Origin of the sequence: Kutzneria sp. CA-103260 (assembly GCF_018263855.1) — a bacterium.
Classification (GTDB): domain Bacteria; phylum Actinomycetota; class Actinomycetes; order Mycobacteriales; family Pseudonocardiaceae; genus Kutzneria.
Window position 1 is genome coordinate 1,206,838 of the sequence record NZ_CP073318.1, and the last position, 15,590, is coordinate 1,222,427.

At 70.0% G+C, this 15,590-nt stretch carries 14 protein-coding genes; 10 read left to right on the forward strand and 4 right to left on the reverse strand.

The window, feature by feature from the left end:
* The first annotated feature begins 23 nt into the window (after positions 1–23).
* From dop to JJ691_RS05310, 5 genes are all read left to right on the forward strand, one after another.
* Positions 24–1,526 (forward strand): depupylase/deamidase Dop, encoded by a 1,503-nt coding sequence (dop, locus tag JJ691_RS05290; RefSeq protein ID WP_211767672.1) that lies wholly within the window; start codon positions 24–26, stop codon positions 1,524–1,526.
* Between the two features lie 93 nt (positions 1,527–1,619).
* Positions 1,620–1,814 carry a ubiquitin-like protein Pup gene (locus JJ691_RS05295; RefSeq protein ID WP_184867474.1) on the forward strand — a complete coding sequence of 65 codons (195 nt, stop codon included), beginning with the start codon at positions 1,620–1,622 and terminating at the stop codon, positions 1,812–1,814.
* A gap of 59 nt (positions 1,815–1,873) precedes the next feature.
* Positions 1,874–2,707, forward strand: a complete 834-nt coding sequence (gene prcB / locus JJ691_RS05300; protein ID WP_211767673.1) for a proteasome subunit beta — start codon at positions 1,874–1,876, stop codon at positions 2,705–2,707.
* 36 nt (positions 2,708–2,743) lie between these two features.
* Positions 2,744–3,481: a proteasome subunit alpha gene (prcA, locus tag JJ691_RS05305; RefSeq protein WP_211767674.1), complete on the forward strand. Its 738-nt coding sequence runs from the start codon at positions 2,744–2,746 to the stop codon at positions 3,479–3,481.
* Positions 3,482–3,773: 292 nt separating this feature from the next.
* Positions 3,774–4,814 carry an IS110 family transposase gene (locus JJ691_RS05310; RefSeq protein ID WP_211767675.1) on the forward strand — a complete coding sequence of 347 codons (1,041 nt, stop codon included), beginning with the start codon at positions 3,774–3,776 and terminating at the stop codon, positions 4,812–4,814.
* Between the two features lie 668 nt (positions 4,815–5,482).
* Here the strand turns inward: JJ691_RS05310 and JJ691_RS05315 are convergent.
* Positions 5,483–6,628 carry a DUF222 domain-containing protein gene (locus JJ691_RS05315; protein ID WP_211767676.1) on the reverse strand — a complete coding sequence of 382 codons (1,146 nt, stop codon included), beginning with the start codon at positions 6,626–6,628 and terminating at the stop codon, positions 5,483–5,485.
* 50 nt (positions 6,629–6,678) lie between these two features.
* Between JJ691_RS05315 and JJ691_RS53260 the strand changes: the two genes are divergently transcribed.
* Together JJ691_RS53260 and JJ691_RS05325 are read left to right on the forward strand one after the other, a co-directional pair.
* A complete protein-coding gene (locus JJ691_RS53260; protein WP_442912715.1) occupies positions 6,679–6,888 on the forward strand; it encodes a DUF1707 SHOCT-like domain-containing protein in 210 nt (69 codons plus the stop codon).
* 24 nt (positions 6,889–6,912) lie between these two features.
* Entirely contained in the window at positions 6,913–7,080 is a 168-nt protein-coding gene (locus JJ691_RS05325; RefSeq protein ID WP_211767678.1) for a hypothetical protein, read from the forward strand.
* A 186-nt stretch (positions 7,081–7,266) separates the two neighbouring features.
* Here the strand turns inward: JJ691_RS05325 and JJ691_RS05330 are convergent, their stop codons facing one another.
* Both JJ691_RS05330 and JJ691_RS05335 read right to left on the reverse strand, forming a co-directional pair.
* On the reverse strand, positions 7,267–9,342 hold the full coding sequence (locus JJ691_RS05330; RefSeq protein ID WP_211767679.1) for a caspase, EACC1-associated type: 2,076 nt from the start codon (positions 9,340–9,342) through the stop codon (positions 7,267–7,269).
* Positions 9,343–9,690: 348 nt separating this feature from the next.
* Positions 9,691–11,076 (reverse strand): bifunctional phosphatase PAP2/diacylglycerol kinase family protein, encoded by a 1,386-nt coding sequence (locus JJ691_RS05335; RefSeq protein ID WP_211771287.1) that lies wholly within the window; start codon positions 11,074–11,076, stop codon positions 9,691–9,693.
* 115 nt (positions 11,077–11,191) lie between these two features.
* Between JJ691_RS05335 and pafA the strand changes: the two genes are divergently transcribed.
* The gene (gene pafA / locus JJ691_RS05340) at positions 11,192–12,550 is read left to right on the forward strand and encodes a Pup--protein ligase (RefSeq protein WP_211767680.1); all 1,359 of its coding nucleotides are present in this window, start codon (positions 11,192–11,194) and stop codon (positions 12,548–12,550) included.
* A gap of 81 nt (positions 12,551–12,631) precedes the next feature.
* Here pafA and JJ691_RS05345 read toward each other — a convergent pair whose 3' ends face one another.
* Positions 12,632–13,381, reverse strand: a complete 750-nt coding sequence (locus JJ691_RS05345) for a UbiA family prenyltransferase (protein WP_249227698.1) — start codon at positions 13,379–13,381, stop codon at positions 12,632–12,634.
* 142 nt (positions 13,382–13,523) lie between these two features.
* Here JJ691_RS05345 and JJ691_RS05350 point away from each other — a divergent pair, with 142 nt between their 5' ends.
* A complete protein-coding gene (locus JJ691_RS05350) occupies positions 13,524–14,510 on the forward strand; it encodes a helix-turn-helix transcriptional regulator (RefSeq protein WP_211767681.1) in 987 nt (328 codons plus the stop codon).
* Positions 14,507–15,469 (forward strand): helix-turn-helix transcriptional regulator, encoded by a 963-nt coding sequence (locus tag JJ691_RS05355; protein WP_211767682.1) that lies wholly within the window; start codon positions 14,507–14,509, stop codon positions 15,467–15,469. Before JJ691_RS05350 ends, JJ691_RS05355 begins: the two co-directional genes overlap by 4 nt.
* The last annotated feature ends 121 nt before the right edge of the window (positions 15,470–15,590 follow it).

Genomic DNA, 15,590 nt, shown 5'->3' on the forward strand with positions numbered 1-15,590 from the left:
GTGCGAGGTCGTAGGCTGCTGACATGCGGCGGATCATGGGCACCGAAGTCGAGTACGCCATCACCGTACCCGGCGACCCGACGGCCAACCCGGTGTTGACCTCGACCCAGGTGGTGTTGGCGTACGCGGCGGCGGCCGAGATCCCGCGGGCGCGCCGCGCCCGCTGGGACTACGAGGTCGAGTCGCCGCTCCGCGACGCCCGCGGCTTCGACCTGGGCGCGCCCGGCGTGCCCCCGTCCGACCCGGACGTGGAGGACCTCGGCGCGGCCAACGTCATCCTGACCAACGGCGCCCGCCTCTACGTCGACCACGCACACCCCGAGTACTCGGCGCCCGAGGTCACCAACGCCCGCGACGCGGTGATCTGGGACAAGGCTGGCGAGCGGATCATGGAGCTGGCCGCCATCAAGGCCGCCTCCGTGCCGGGCCAGCCGAAACTCCAGCTGTACAAGAACAACACCGACGGCAAGGGCGCCAGCTACGGCACCCACGAGAACTACCTGATGTCCCGCAGCACCCCGTTCACCGCGGTGATCGGGGGGCTGACCCCGTTCTTCACCTCGCGCCAGGTCATCACCGGCTCCGGCCGGGTCGGCATCGGCGCCTCCGGCGACCACGCCGGCTTCCAGCTGTCCCAGCGGGCCGACTACATCGAGGTCGAGGTCGGCCTGGAGACCACGCTCAAGCGGGGCATCATCAACACCCGCGACGAGCCGCACGCCGACGCCGACAAGTACCGCCGGCTGCACGTCATCATCGGCGACGCCAACCTGGCCGAGTACTCCACGTACCTCAAGGTCGGCACCACCGCCATCGTGCTGGACATGATCGAGGCCGGGAAGCGGTTCGACGACCTGCGGCTGGCCGACCCGGTGCGGGCCGTGCACACCATCAGCCACGACCCGACCCTGAAGGCCACCGTCGAGCTGTCCGGCGGCCGCAAGTTCTCCGGCCTCGACCTGCAGTCCGCCTACCACGAGCGGGCCGCCCAGTTCCTGGAGTCCGAGGGCAGCGGCGACCGGGTCGCCGCGCACGTGCTCAAGACCTGGGGCGAGGTGCTGGACGCGCTGCGCCGGGACCCGATGGAGTGCGCCGACCGGCTGGACTGGCCGGCCAAGCTGCGGCTGCTGGAGGGCTTCCGCAACCGCGACAACCTGCAGTGGGGCTCGCCCCGGCTGCAGTTGGTCGACCTGCAGTACGCCGACGTGCGGCTGGACAAGGGCCTGTACAACCGGCTCGTGACCCGGGGCTCGATGAAGCGCCTGGTCAGCGAGGAGGAGGTGCTGGCCGCGGTGACCACGCCGCCCGAGGACACCCGGGCCTACTTCCGCGGCCGCTGCCTGGAGCGCTACCCCACCTCGGTCGCGGCCGCGTCCTGGGACTCCGTCATCTTCGACATCGGCCGTGAGTCCCTGGTGCGGATCCCCACCCTGGAACCGCTGCGGGGCACGAAGGCGCACGTCGGGGCCCTGCTGGAGGCCGCGAACACGGCCGAGGAACTGGTGGACGCCCTCACCCGGGGGTAGACACACGTTGATCACGACCCGAGTGGCTGAAGGACGAATGTCAGTGCCGCTGGGTAGTGTTGAAGCAGGCCAACCAGTCACCGGGAGGCGGCAATGGCTCAGGAACAGGTTCAGCGTCAGGGCGGGGGCGACGGCGACGAGGGCGCCGACGGCGCCGCCGCCGCGGGTCAGGAGCGCCGCGAGAAGCTCGGCGAGGACGTCGACGCGATCCTCGACGAGATCGACGACGTGCTCGAGGAGAACGCCGAGGACTTCGTGCGCGCCTACGTGCAGAAGGGCGGCGAGTAGGCCGTCCGCGCGGCCAACCCGTGACAGGACTCCAGAGGCGGCAGGAGAAACAGCACTACATGGAGCACAACTCGCAAACGGGCGCGGCGCTGCCGGCGGCCTACCTCGCGCCGGGCACGTCCTCGTTCGTGGACTTCCTGCGCGCTCAGGCGCCCGAACTGCTGCCGTTCAACCGGGTCACGCCCGGCGCTCGGCCGTTGGAGCTGGCCCACGGCACCACGATCGTGGCCGTCGCCTACAAGGGCGGCGTGCTGATCGCCGGTGACCGGCGGGCCACCGCGGGCAACGTCATCGCGCACCGCGACATGGACAAGGTGTACGTCACCGACGAGTACTCCGCGGTCGGCATCGCCGGCACCGCGGGGCTGGCCGTCGAGATGGTCCGGCTCTACCAGCTGGAACTGGAGCACTACGAGAAGCTCGAAGGCGTGACCATCACGCTCGACGGCAAGGCCAACCGGCTCGGCGCGATGATCAAGGGCAACCTGGAGGCGGCCATGGCCGGCCTCGTCGTGCTGCCCCTGTTCGTCGGCTACGACATCGACGCGCCCGACCCGGACCGGGCCGGGCGGATCGTCACCTACGACGTCACCGGCGGCCGGTTCGACGAGCACGCCGGCTACCACTCGATCGGCTCCGGCTCGGTGTTCGCCAAGGGCGCGCTGAAGAAGCTGTACGACCCGGACGGCGACCAGGACGCCGCCGTGCGCACCGCCATCGAAGCGCTCTACGACGCCGCCGACGACGACTCCGCCACCAGCGGCCCCGACCTGGTGCGCCGGATCTTCCCGGTCGTCATCACCGTCGACGGGGTCAACGGCGCCGTGCGGCTGGCCGACGAGGCCGCCGCCGCCGTGTCCGAGGCGGTCGTCGCGGACCGGACCCGCGGCTGAGCTGATGACGTCCCCACGAACCACAGGAGCCGCACAGTGACGTTGCCGTTGTACGCATCCGCCGAGCAGGTGATGCGGGACCGCTCGGAGCTCGCCCGCAAGGGGATCGCCAGGGGCCGCAGCGTCGTCGTGCTCACCTACACCGACGGCGTGCTCTTCGTCGCCGAGAACACCTCGTCCACGCTGCGCAAGGTGTCCGAGATCTACGACCGCATCGGCTTCGCCGCCGTCGGCCGCTACAGCGAGTTCGAGAGCCTGCGGGTGGCCGGCGTCCGCCACGCCGACCTGCGCGGCTACCAGTACGACCGGCGGGACGTGAACGCCCGCTCCCTGGCCAACGCCTTCGCCAGCCTGCTCGGCTCCATCTTCACCGAGCAGATCAAGCCGTTCGAGGTCGAGGTCTGCCTGGCCGAGGTCGGCGCCGCCTACGGCACCGACCAGCTCTACCGGCTCACCTACGACGGCTCCATCGTCGACGAGCCCAAGTACGTCGTCATGGGCGGGCAGGCCGACGCCATCTCCACCGCCCTCAAGGAGTCGTACCAGGACGACGCCTCCCTGGCCGACGCCCTCCGCTTCGCCGTCGCCGCCTTCGACGCCGGCAGCCCCTCCAGCAACGGCGACCGGCCGTTGGAGGTCGCCGTTCTGGACCGCAAGCGGTCCCGCCGGGCGTTCCGGCGGATTCAGGGGGCGGTGTTGGAGGAGCTCCTCGCCTCCACCAAGCCCGCTGCCGAGGAATCGGCGGCTGAGGAGCCGGAGAAGCCGGCGGAGTAGGGTTTCTTTGCTTGGAAGGCCCCGGCTTTTGTGGTCGGGGCCTTTCTTGTGTCTGGGAGGTTGGGTTTGTTTTGCGGGGGGTGTGGGTGTGGGTGTTTTGGGGTGGCCCGCCCACCCGCCCGTCACTGTGTTTGGCGGTCGTCGTTGGCGGCGGGTGTTGGGTGGAGTCAGGTGGGGGTTGGGTTGTGCGGGTTGGTTGCGGTTGATGGGATGAAGGAGCGGGGCCTCGCTCCTGGTGGGTCCCGAGCGGGATGCTCAGGGTGCTCAACTTCTCACGCAAGGGAGGCCCCTGGTGTCTGAGTATGACGGCAAACAGTTCGTTGGGATCGACCTGCATCGGTTCCGGTCGGTGATCGTGCGGCAGACCGCGACCGGTGAGCAGCTGGACGTGGTTCGGATCGTGAACGATCCGATGCGGTTGGCTGAGGAGATCGGCAAGGCCGGCGTGGCGCCGGAGGTGGTGGTGGAGGCCACCTACGGCTGGTACTGGGCCGCGGATGTGCTGGCCGAACACGGGGCCGTGGTGCATTTGGCGCATCCGTTGGGGATCAAGGGATTCGCCTACCGGCGGGTCAAGAACGACGTGCGGGACGCCGCGGACCTGGCGGATCTGCTGCGGATGGGCCGGCTGCCCGAGGCCTGGGTCGCCCCGCCGGCGGTGCGGGAGCTGCGCGAGCTGGTGCGGCATCGAGCGAAGCTGGTGAGTCAGCGCACTGGGCTGAAGGCCAGCGTGCACGCGGTGTTGGCCAAACAGGGCCTGCGAGTGCCGGTGACCGACCTGTTCGGGGTCCGGGGCCGGCAACTGCTGGCCCAGGCCGCGTTGGACCCGCCGTACCGGGCGCGGGTGAACTCGTTGTGCCGGCTGATCGAGGCGTTCGATTTCGAGATCGCGACGACGACCCGGGTGATCGCGGCCCGGCTGGCAGGCGATCCCGGGTATGCCACGGTCCAGGCCATCCCCGGTGTCGGCCCGGTGCTGGCCGCGGTGCTGGTGGCCGAGATCGGCGATGTGCACCGGTTCGCCACGCCCCGGCACTTGTGTTCGTGGGCCGGGTTGACGCCGCGGCATCGAGAGTCGGATGTGAAGGTGCGTCGGGGTCGGATCACCAAGCAGGGCTCGACGTTGTTGCGGTGGGCGGTGGTCGAGGCCGCCCAGCGGGTTCCCGCGGACGCGGGCTGGCTGGTGGCCACCCGGGAGGGGATCCGGCAGCGTCGGGGCCGCAACATCGCCACCGTGGCGGTGGCACGCAGACTGCTCACGCTGGTGTTCTACGGCCTGCGCGACGGGCACATCCGTGCCCTGGCCCAGCAGCGTCGTGTGGGCGTGGCGTGAGCGGGCTCGGACGTGACCGGCCACGGATCGAACCCACCCTGACCCCCTGTGTTCGGGCGTGGTCGTCGGGTTGATTGATCCTGTCCGGTCACGGTCGTAGCTCACCATGCTGACACGCGAATAGATGAACGGCGGCCGAGTCTTCGGCACGCCGCCGGGTACGCCCCGGTTCTTGGTGAACACGGCTGGTCTTCGGTGTTCCCGCGGTGAAAGGATCTCTGCTTCTGGTTACGTGAATCTGTGTGGTGGTGCCGGCTTTCGGCATGACCAGCCTGACGCGCCCGGTGTCGTCGTCAAGGCCAAGCCCCCTGGCGGGGTGGCCTCCGGCCAGCCTTGACCCCTCCACCGTTAGACGCGTCTGACCTTATGCCGCCGAAAACCGAAGAAACACAGCACTACCAAGGGTCTTGACCGACCCCGCTCCTTCATAGATGGGTGGCTGGGTTTAGGGAGGGCTTTGGACGGGAGGGGGGTTAGGGGCTGGTTCGCGCTTGTCAGCTCCTTTGTTGTCTCTTTTCTGGGTGCCTGTCATTTGGTTACGTTGCGGTCGTTGCGGTCGCCTGCTTCGGCTTCTTCTGGCTTCCCGTGGCTCTCGCTGTCGGACTTCTTGTTCGATCTTGCCCTTCGGTCGGTGCCGTTTCGCTCTGTAGTTGTCAAAGAACCGGTGCTCAGTACTGGTGTGGCTGGGTGGTGTAGTGCCGTCCCTGTGGCGTGACCCAATGTGTCGTGCCGTCGGGGTCCAGGGTGACGGTGTAGTTGTCGTGTTTGAGGTGGTGATGGTGGGCGCAGTAGCCCTTGAGTTGGGTGGCGGTGGTTTTGCCGGCCGGCCAGGGGGTGGTGTGGTCGAGTTCTTGGATGGGGGTGGTGCAGCCGGGGGCGGTGCAGGTGCCGCCGTCGCGGACTTTGATGAACTCGCGGGTCCGGGTGTCGGCCCGGTATTTGTGGGTGGTCATGGCGTCGGCGTGGCGGCGGTTGTCGAGGAGGATGCCGCGCCAGGGGCCGTGCATGGCCAGTTCGCGGGCGGAGTCGGCGGCGATGGGGCCGTAGCCGTCCAGAAGGCCGGGGTCCTCGGTCAATCCCATCAAGGTCTCCACCGGGATGGTGACGTGGACCTGGACGGTGCGGTCGACGCCGTAGCCCAGGAACCGGTCAAGGAAGGCGTCGGCGCGTTTCTGGTCGGTGGTGCGGTCATCCTTGACTAGAGCCCGGGCATCTTGCGTGAGCAGGTCGTAGGCCTGGCGGGCGTCGATGGCGGGCAGGATGATGCTGAGCTGGGCCATGCCATCGGGCAGGGGAGTGAACTCGACTCGCCGGTCCTCGCGGGCCTTCAGACGGCGCTGGTCGTAGCCGAGAGGGTCAGCCTCCGCCACGGCCTTGGTAGCGCGGCGGGCCAACTGCGTGCGAGTCAGACCGGGGGCCACATCCGCAAGAGCCTCATCCACCTGAGCGACCAGTTCCGGATCGGTCAGGTGAACCACTCGATCATCCACGGTCTTGAGTCGGCAGGGGTCGATCTCCCCGCGCCGTAGTAGTTCGGCGCATTGGGGGAGGCGGTCCAGGACCTGGCTGTATTCCTTCTGGCGGACCACGGACTGTTCTGGTTCGTGGATGGCCATGGCGATTTCGGTGGTGTCGTCGAGGTCGTGGAGAATGGCGAGCTGGAGGTGTTCGGCCCAGGACATGAATTTGCGGGCGAGGATGAGCAGGGTGAGTTTTTCGCTCAGGGTGAGGGTGGTCAGGTCTGCACCCATGGCTAGGTCCAAGAGGGCCCCGGAGGGTTCCTGGGACTCCAGGTCCTGGGTGAGTTCTGGCATACGTCCAGAATACGCTTGCTAAAGATCGAACTCGAATCACTAATGGGTGAATGTGGGTTTCTGGGAAATTGCTGTTGGTCGTCGCGCTAGGGGGTGGGCATGGAGCAGGGGGGCGGCTGGTTGCGGACGCGGAGCGTGAGCGGGCGCTGAGGTTGCTGGAAATGGCAGTTGGCCACGGGATGCTGTCGGTGGAGGAATTCACTGCCAGTAATGACCTTGTCCTTGCGGCGGCTACGGTGAGCGACCTTGAGGCCGTGTAGAGCGGGAACTGGGCGGTGCCGAGCGTGATCACACTCCGTGGCGAGAACGGTCGAATCGTGCTGGACTTCTCGCAGGCACAGTTCCGTTCGATCGCAGTCGTCGTGGATGCGGAACTCAAATCGGTGCGACTGAAGATCCTGGTTCCCGAGGACGCCGCCGTAGACCTCACGCAACTCGGCTCGACCTACTAGCCGGGTTGTCGTACTCGCGTGAGACGACCTCGACCCGCCCGGAGAGCGACCGCGCCGGGTGGGTGGACCAGCTCAGCCTGAGTCGCTGGCCCGCGCCGCGCAGGCCCCGCTCACGCAGGGTGTGCTGCAGCAGCGGCACGGGCACGCGGGCCCACGGGTCGGGGGAGTGACGATCACCGTCGAAGCCTAGGCGTTCAACTGCTTGAGGAGCTGGCCGGTGGCCGGGTCCCAGACGCGGACGGTGCCGTCGCGGGAGGCGCTGGCCAGCCGGCCGTCGTCGGGGGAGAAGGCCAGCGACGTCACATCGTTGGTGTGCCCCTTCAGATCCCGGATCACCTTGGTGGTGTCGGCGTTCCAGACGCGGACGTTGTAGCTGTCGCCGGCCGCGATCAGGTAGCCGGCGTGGCTGTAGGTGATGTCGGTGCCGTCCCCGTTGCCCCCGGGGAGGGTGGCGATGGGTTTGCGCGTTCCGATGTCCCAGACCAGGTTGTCGCGGGCGCTGTAGCCGACGGCCAGCTTCTCGCCCTGCGGCGCGAAGGCCACGCCGAGGGCCGCGGCACTGGCCCGCTCGTTGATCAGTGGGTCGCCGATCTGCTGGCGGGTGCCGGTGTCCCAGAGCCGCACGGTGCCGTCGGGGCTGTAGCTGTTGTCCTCGTTGAAGGTGTAGCCGCCGGCGCTGGCCAGCACCTTGCCGTCGGGGCTGAACGCCAGCCCGTCGATGCTGCCGGTGTGCCCGATCATGCTCGGGGTGAGCGCCGTCCGGGTCGCCAGGTCCCAGAGCTGGACGGACCCGTCGAAGTCGCCGATGGCGATGGTCTTCTTGTCGGGGCTGAACGCCACCGACGCCGACCCGTGCACACGGGAGTTGGTGCTCACCCCGAACGGGCCGGCGACGAGCTTGCGGCTGCCGGTGTCGAAGATCCGCACACCGTCGTCGCAGCCGACGGCGAACGTGCCGCCGTCCGGGCTGAACGCGATGTCGTACACGGTGGGGTCACCGCCGAGCGGGATCTTCGTGAGCTGCCAGCTGGTGGCGTCCCACAGTCGGATCGAGGTCGCCCCGCTCTCGATGCCGCCGGTGGCGAGCAGCTTCCCGTCCGGGCTGAAGGCGACGGTGTGCAACTCGGGCGCGACGACAGCAGGAGTGGTGTTCGGTCGCAACACCAACACAAGTGTCACCGTCAGGGCTATGGCCACCGCGACCGCGATGCCGGCCAACAACGGCACATTCCGGCGGCGGGACGGCTTCGGTGGCGCGGGCACCTCAGGCACGGGTGACACGAGGTGCGCCTTGGCGGCCAGAGCGACCTGAGGGACGTCATTCGCGGCAACGTCTTCGAGCGCCTTACGGGCCTGCGCGGCCAGCGCTGGATCGTCCAGGAGCTCACCCAGCGCCGTGACGCCGCCAAGGCGGACTGCCGGGTGCGGGCTGTCCAGCGCGCTGCGCAGGGACTCGGGCAGCGCCACAGCCTCGACCGGCACGCCAGCGGGGGAGCGGGCCAGCAGGATCTTGCCCTCGGCCTGGTAGACCGATCTCTGCGGCGTCTGCGCGACAGCCGCGTCCCGGAGCCGGTCGAAGGCGTACTCGTACGCGTCGTCGACGGAGATGTAGCCGTCGTGATCCCGGTCGGCCTCGCCGCTGCGGATGCCGGCGACCAGGGCGCTGGTGAACACCGAGCCCGGCTGCACCGCGTCGGCGAGCGGCTCGCCCTCGAACGAGTACTCAGTGCCGCGGGAGGCCGTCAGCACGACCCGGCCCCGCCCCTGGCCGTGGAACCTGCTGTCCAGCCCCAGATCGTCAGACCCCTTGGCCCGCCCTCCGAACGCTCCGCTGAAGCAACAGTCCAGGATCACCACCTGCCGCCGCGCCCGGCAGTCCTCCAACTGGCTGAGCAGCCACTCCGCCTCCACACCGGTCGAGGCCAGCCGGTTTTTCATCGTGTCCTGGGCCGCGAAGTACAGCCGCCTGCGGGCGTCGATCAGCCCGTGACACGACAGGTAGACCACCACCAGATCGTCCGGCCGCCGGTCCGCCAGGAACTCCTCCACCGCCAGCCGGATCCGCTGCGCCGACCGGTCCAGCACCGTCGTCACCTCGAACCCGCCCACCGCCGGGTCCCCAAGCAGCTCCCCCAGCTCAGCCGCGTCCCGCGCCGGCGCCCGCAACTGCCGCAGCCCAGCGTCCCGATAGCTGGCCGTCGCCACCACCAGCGCCAGCCTCCGCTCGGCCGGCAGCGCCGGCGAGGGTCTGCTGCCCTTCATACCGGCCATCCAACCCCGCCGCCCCGGCACGATCTCCCGGGCGTTATCGAACCTTTGTCAGCGATACCCGGTTAGCCCCAAGGGCGTCCATCTCGCCCAAGGTGCGGGCACCGGCGTCTTGCAGAAGCACTACCCCATCGGGACAGTGCTTGGGGCGGGTGAGTACGTGATGAACAATCCGGTTCACCAGAGAAAAGAGCGCGGGTACCAGCTCTGGGTCCCCGCCGAGCTCGATCTCTCCGGGGTGTGCGGCGTTGTTTCCAATCACCCGCAGCCCATCCATCGCCTTGCTTGTTGTGGGCTCCGGTCCCCCAACTCTGAACCACCCTTTCGAATGGCTGCGGTGGGTTAGCGATACACGGTGAGGGCGGCGGGGCGGGCCTTGAAGGTGAAGACGGTGCCCTCGGGGCCGACCTCGCCGTCGGTGGCGATGGCGACGGGGCGGCCGTGCACGTGGACGTCGAAGCCGGGCAGGTCCAGCTGGCGGTAGGTGTGGCTGCGGTGCAGGGCCCCGGCCAGCGCGGCCAGGACGAAGCGGGTGCGGGAGAAGGGCACGTCGGCGCGGATGAAGCGGACGTCGAGCAGGCCGCTGTCGAGGCGGTCGCGGGTGGCGGGGGCGAAGCCCTTGGGCAGGTAGGGGTTGTTGCCGACGAAGATCATCCACACGGTCAGCCGGCGACCGTTGAGGGTGACGGTGAGGGGCTCGGCGGAGTGCAGGACGCGGAGGAGTGCGTAGGCGCCGGCGGGCCACTTGCCCAGGCGCTTGGCGTGCTTGTCGCGGAGGCGAACGAGGTCGGGATAGCCGCCGAGGCTGGCGGTGTTCAGGAAGATCGTCGGCTCGGTGCCGTCGACGGACACGGATCCGAGGCCGATGGTGACACCGTCGCCGGATTCCGTCGCGGTGCGGCTGTGTTCCAGGCTGTCGACGCCGACGTCGCGGGCGAAGTGGTTGAGCGTGCCGGCGGGCACGACGGCCAGCGGCAGGCCGGTGTCGGCGGCGACCGAGGCGACGGCGGCCACGGTGCCGTCCCCGCCGGCGGCGCCGAGCGCCCGCACGTCGGTGAGATCCCGCTCGTCGAGGTCGTCGAGGCGGATCACGGTGGCCTTGGGCCAGGCGGCCTTGATCTCGACGGCGGGGTCGACGTCGTCGGGCCCGGAGTTGGGGTTGGCGACGATCGTCAGGCCTTCGCCACCCTGCAGCACGGGCATGTGCACGTTGACGGCGGCCTCGGCCGGCTCACCGACGCCGAGCGGCCACCAGCGCTGAGTGAGCAGGCCGACGCCGATCCCGAGGGCGGCGCCGCAGGCCACGTCGGAGGGCCAGTGCACGCCGGTGTGCACCCGCGAGTACGCCACGGCGGCGGCGACGGGCCCGATGATCACGGCGGCGGTGGGTGACTCCAGAGCGACGGCGGTGGTGAAGGCGGCGGCCGACGCCGCGTGCCCGGAGGGGAAAGACGAGGACGTGGGGCGGCGGCTGAGGCGGCGAGCAACCGGCACCAGGTCGGCGGCGGGCCGCCGACGGGGGAACACCTGCTTGCCCAGGGCGTTGGCGGTGAAGCTGGCGCCGGCGATGGCGACCACGCCCCGCATCGCAGCCCGGCGGCCCCGACCGCGGATCGTGGCCAGCACGGCCGCGGCGGCGAACCACACCAAGCTGTGGTTGGCCGAAGTCGACAGCATCTTGACGGCGAGATCGACACGGGACGGCCGCAGGGCCGCCGACCTGCGCATCAGGGCCTCGTCGAGCCGGTTCACGGAGCGCACGTTATGCGAAGGTAGCCGAATTTTCGGCTCGATCCCCGAACGGCGCACGGTCAGCGGGCGCTCGACCGCCTACTGTGAAGGGATGCAGCGGCGGATCTTCGGAATCGAGACCGAGTTCGGGGTGACCTGCACGTTCCACGGGCAGCGTCGGTTGTCACCCGACGAGGTGGCGCGGTACCTGTTCCGGCGCGTCGTGTCGTGGGGGCGCTCCTCGAACGTCTTCCTGCGCAACGGCTCGCGCCTGTACCTGGACGTCGGCTCCCACCCCGAGTACGCGACCGCCGAGTGCGACGACCTCACCCAGTTGGTCACGCACGACAAGGCCGGTGAGCGGATCCTGGAGGACCTGCTCGTCGACGCCGAGCGGCGGCTGGCCGACGAGGGCATCGGCGGCGACATCTTCCTGTTCAAGAACAACACCGACTCGGCCGGCAACTCCTACGGCTGCCACGAGAACTACTGTGTCGCCCGGGCCGGCGAGTTCTCCCGGATCGCCGACGTGCTGCTGCCGTTCCTGGTGACCAGACAGCTGATCTGCGGCGCCGGCAAGGTGCTGCAGACCCCGCGCGGCGCGGTGTACTGCCTGTCGCAGCGGGCCGAGCACATCTGGGAGGGCGTGTCCAGCGCGACCACCCGCTCCCGGCCGATCATCAACACCCGGGACGAGCCGCACGCCGACGCCGAGCGCTACCGGCGGCTGCACGTGATCGTCGGCGACTCGAACATGTCCGAGGTGACGACGCTGCTCAAGGTGGGCAGCGCCAACCTGGTGCTGGAGATGATCGAGCAGGGCGTGCAGTTCCGTGACTTCAGCCTGGACAACCCGATCCGGGCGATCCGCGAGATCAGCCACGACCTGACCGGCCGGCGGCTGGTCCGGCTGGCCGGCGGCCGCGAGGCGTCCGCGCTGGACATCCAGCGGGAGTACCACGCCAAGGCCGTCGAGCACGTCGCCTCGCGCACCAACGACCCCACCTCGCAGCGGATCGTGGAGCTGTGGGGCAAGGTGCTGGACGCGGTCGAGCAGCAGGACCTGTCCAAGATCGACCGGGAGATCGACTGGGCGGTCAAGCACAGGCTGATCGAGCGCTACCAGGCCAAGCACGGCCTGGAGCTGTCCAGCCCCCGCATCGCCCAGCTGGACCTGGCCTACCACGACATCCGGCGCGGCCGCGGCATCTTCGACCTGCTCCAGCGCAAGGACCTGGTGCACCGGGTCACCGACGACGGCGAGATCGAGGCGGCCAAGGACACCCCGCCGCAGACCACCCGGGCCAAGCTGCGCGGCGACTTCATCGCCGCCGCCCAGGCCGCCGGCCGGGACTTCACGGTGGACTGGGTGCACCTCAAGCTCAACGACCAGGCCCAGCGCACCGTCCTCTGCAAGGACCCCTTCCGAGCCGTCGACGAGCGCGTCGAACGCCTCATCTCCAGCCTGTAGAACCCCGCGAGTCCCGCTCTCGGGCAGCTGAAAGTCGAGTTCCGGAACTCGACACATGGTTGCCTGAGAGCGGGACTCGCGCTATTTGGTGAGGATGAGGAGCAGGACGTCGATGAGGGCGACGGCCATGGCGGCTTGGAAAGGGTGGCGGCGGGCGAGTAGGAGGATCACTGCTGAGGCGGCGACGGCGTAGAGGTTGAGGACGGCTGCTGCGGCCAGGAGCAACACGACGGTGGCGGCCGAGGAGAAGCGGGGGCCGAGGCGCTGCGGCAGGCCCCGGATGCCGGTGGCCAGGTCGGCGGCGAGGTCGGGCAGGGCGTTGGCGAAGTGCGCCCCTGAGCCGAGCAGGGCACCGGCGGCCAGCAGCCACCACGGCGGCGTCGCCGGCACGCCCAGCACCACGAACGCGGGCCCGGCGGCGAAGGCCACCGTGTACGGCAGCACCGACACGACGGTGCCCTTCAACCACAGGTTGTACGCCCACGCGCTGCCGACGGCGAGCAGGTGCGCGAAGCCGGCGACGAGACCCGACAGGAACGACAGCGGCACGACGGCGGCCGCTGACACCACATACGCGACCAAGACCGCCTTCGCGGCAACCGTGCCGTTGGGAATGGGCTTGTCGGAACGGCCCGAGGCGGCGTCACGGTCCCGGTCGAGGTAGTCGTTGAGCCAGCCGACCGACAGCTGACCGGCCAGCACGGCAGCGCCGACGGCGGCGATGCCTGCCGGCGACCGACCCCACACCACCGCCAGCCCCAGTCCGATCGCCGTGACCGCGACGGCGGGCGCCGGATGGCTCGCGCGGACCAGTCCGCTCACCGTGGACACGATCCACTACTCTGCCGCAACCGGACGAGGAAGGCGCGAATAGCATGATCGACGACGGTCGCGATCGACCGGATGGACGATTCGGCCGCCGGCTCGGCGGTTGTCCGGACATCGTGACCGGCGGCGGGGTTAGGGTGCTGAGGTGTCCATAGCCCGTGCCGAACGTCTCGTCAACCTGGTGCTGTGCCTGCTGTCCACCCGGCAGTACCTCACGGCCGACCGGATCAGGACGATCGTGCCCGGCTACCCCGAGGACGCCAACGCCGACGCCTTCTACCGGATGTTCGAGCGGGACAAGGCCGAGCTGCGCGACCTGGGCATCCCTCTGGAGACGGGCCGCAACAACCCGTTCGACTCGGCCGAGGGCTACCGCATCGCCCGCCGCGACTACGAGCTGGGCGACATCGACCTGGAGCCCGACGAAGCCGCCGCGGTGGCGCTGGCGGTGCGACTGTGGGACTCGCCGGAGCTGACCGGTGCGGCCGAGGTGGCGCTGCTCAAGTTGCGCGCCGCCGGCGTGGACGTGGACCAGGGCGCGCCGGCGGTGGTGGAGCCCCGGGTGCGGACCAGCGAGCCGGCGTTCGCCACGCTGCTGGCGGCGGTGCAGACCGGCCGGGTCGTCACGTTCGACTACCGCAAGCCGGTGCCGGCCGAGGTGCGGACCCGGACCGTGGAGCCGTGGGGCGTGGTGTCCTGGCGGGGCCGCTGGTACCTGGTCGGCCACGACCGCGACCGCCGGGCGGCCCGCTGCTTCCGGCTGTCCCGGATCGTCGGCGACGCCAAGACCGTCGGCAAGGCGGGCGTGGTGGAAGCGCCACCGGGCGTGGACCTGATGAGCTTCGTGAAGGGCTTCGACGACGACCCCGGCCAGTGCACGCTGGCCCGGCTGTGGGTGGCCAAGGGCCAGGCCCAGGGGCTGCGCCGCCGCGCGAAGCTCGTCGGCGAGGACGTGGTGGACGGCATCGCGGGCGACCTGCTGGAGATCGAGCTGAACCTGCCCGAGTCGGCGGCCGGCTGGATCGCCGGCTTCGGTGCGGACGTCGAGGTGCTGGAGCCGGAGGTGCTGCGCAAGTCGGTGTACGAGCGGCTGCTCGGCGCGCTGGCCGCGGCGGAGGGGAAGGCGTCGTGAGCGCGGGCGGGAACGACCGGCTGACCCGGCTGCTGGCCCTGGTGCCGTACCTGATCGCCCGGCCGGGCATCCCGGTCGACGAGGCGGCCGCCGACTTCGGCGTGACCGCGCGGCAGCTGCGCAAGGACCTGGAGCTGCTGTGGATGTGCGGGCTGCCCGGCTACGGGCCGGGTGACCTGATCGACCTGTCCTTCGAGGGCGAGACGATCACCGTCACCTTCGATGCCGGCATGAACAAGCCGCTGCGGCTGACCGGCGCCGAGGCGACTGCCCTGCTGGTGGCGCTGCGGGCGCTGGCCGACACGCCGGGCGTGGCCGACACCGACGCCGTGCGGCGGGCCCTGGCCAAGGTGGAGGCGGCCGCCGGGGCCGCCCGGCCGGCCGGCGTGGTCGTGGGGTTGGCAGCGCCGGAGGCCGAGGCCACCGCCGAGGTACGGGAGATCGTGCGGGACGCCCTCAACCGCGGGCGGGCGCTGCGGATCCGGTACTACACGGCGTCCCGCGACGAGATCACCGAGCGGGTGGTGGACCCGATGCGGGCGCTGCTCGTGGAGGGCCGCAACTACCTGGAGGCGTGGTGCCGCTACGCCGGTGACGTGCGGCTGTTCCGGCTGGACCGGATCGACGCCATCGAGGTGCTGGACGAGCCGGCCGCGCCGCCGCCCTACGCCGAGCCGACCGACGTGTCGGCCGGCCTGTTCCGGCCCGAGGACGGCCAGCAGGTGGCGGTGCTGCGGCTGGAGCCGGACGCCCGCTGGATCTCCGAGTACTACGCCGTGGACGAGCAGACCGAGCTGGAGGGCGGCCGCTGCCGGGTGGTCATGCGCTACACCGACCCGATGTGGATGGCCCGGCTGGTCATCGGCGCCGGCGGCCAGGCCGTGGCCGAGGGCCCGGCCGAGCTGGTCGACCTGATCCGCGAGCGCACCTCGGTCGCCCTGCAGCGCTTCGCCGGCTGAACCCCGGCGAGTCCCGCTCTCCAGCAACTGAATGTCGAGTTTCGGAAGTCGACACATGGTTGTCCGAGAGCGGGACTCGCGAGGGTGGGTGGGCCCTACCTGGGGCTTATCCGGCAACCGT

Bases quoted from the DNA above. Each gene is read 5' to 3' on its own strand.
- dop (WP_211767672.1), top strand. From the start codon at position 24: ATGCGGCGGATCATGGGCACCGAAGTCGAGTACGCCATCACCGTACCC.
- JJ691_RS05315 (WP_211767676.1), bottom strand. From the start codon at position 6,628: ATGCCAGAACTCACCCAGGACCTGGAGTCCCAGGAACCCTCCGGGGCC.
- JJ691_RS05335 (WP_211771287.1), bottom strand. From the start codon at position 11,076: ATGCGCAGGTCGGCGGCCCTGCGGCCGTCCCGTGTCGATCTCGCCGTC.
- JJ691_RS53260 (WP_442912715.1), top strand. From the start codon at position 6,679: ATGTGGGTTTCTGGGAAATTGCTGTTGGTCGTCGCGCTAGGGGGTGGG.
- prcB (WP_211767673.1), top strand. From the start codon at position 1,874: ATGGAGCACAACTCGCAAACGGGCGCGGCGCTGCCGGCGGCCTACCTC.
- pafA (WP_211767680.1), top strand. From the start codon at position 11,192: ATGCAGCGGCGGATCTTCGGAATCGAGACCGAGTTCGGGGTGACCTGC.
- JJ691_RS05330 (WP_211767679.1), bottom strand. From the start codon at position 9,342: ATGAAGGGCAGCAGACCCTCGCCGGCGCTGCCGGCCGAGCGGAGGCTG.
- JJ691_RS05295 (WP_184867474.1), top strand. From the start codon at position 1,620: ATGGCTCAGGAACAGGTTCAGCGTCAGGGCGGGGGCGACGGCGACGAG.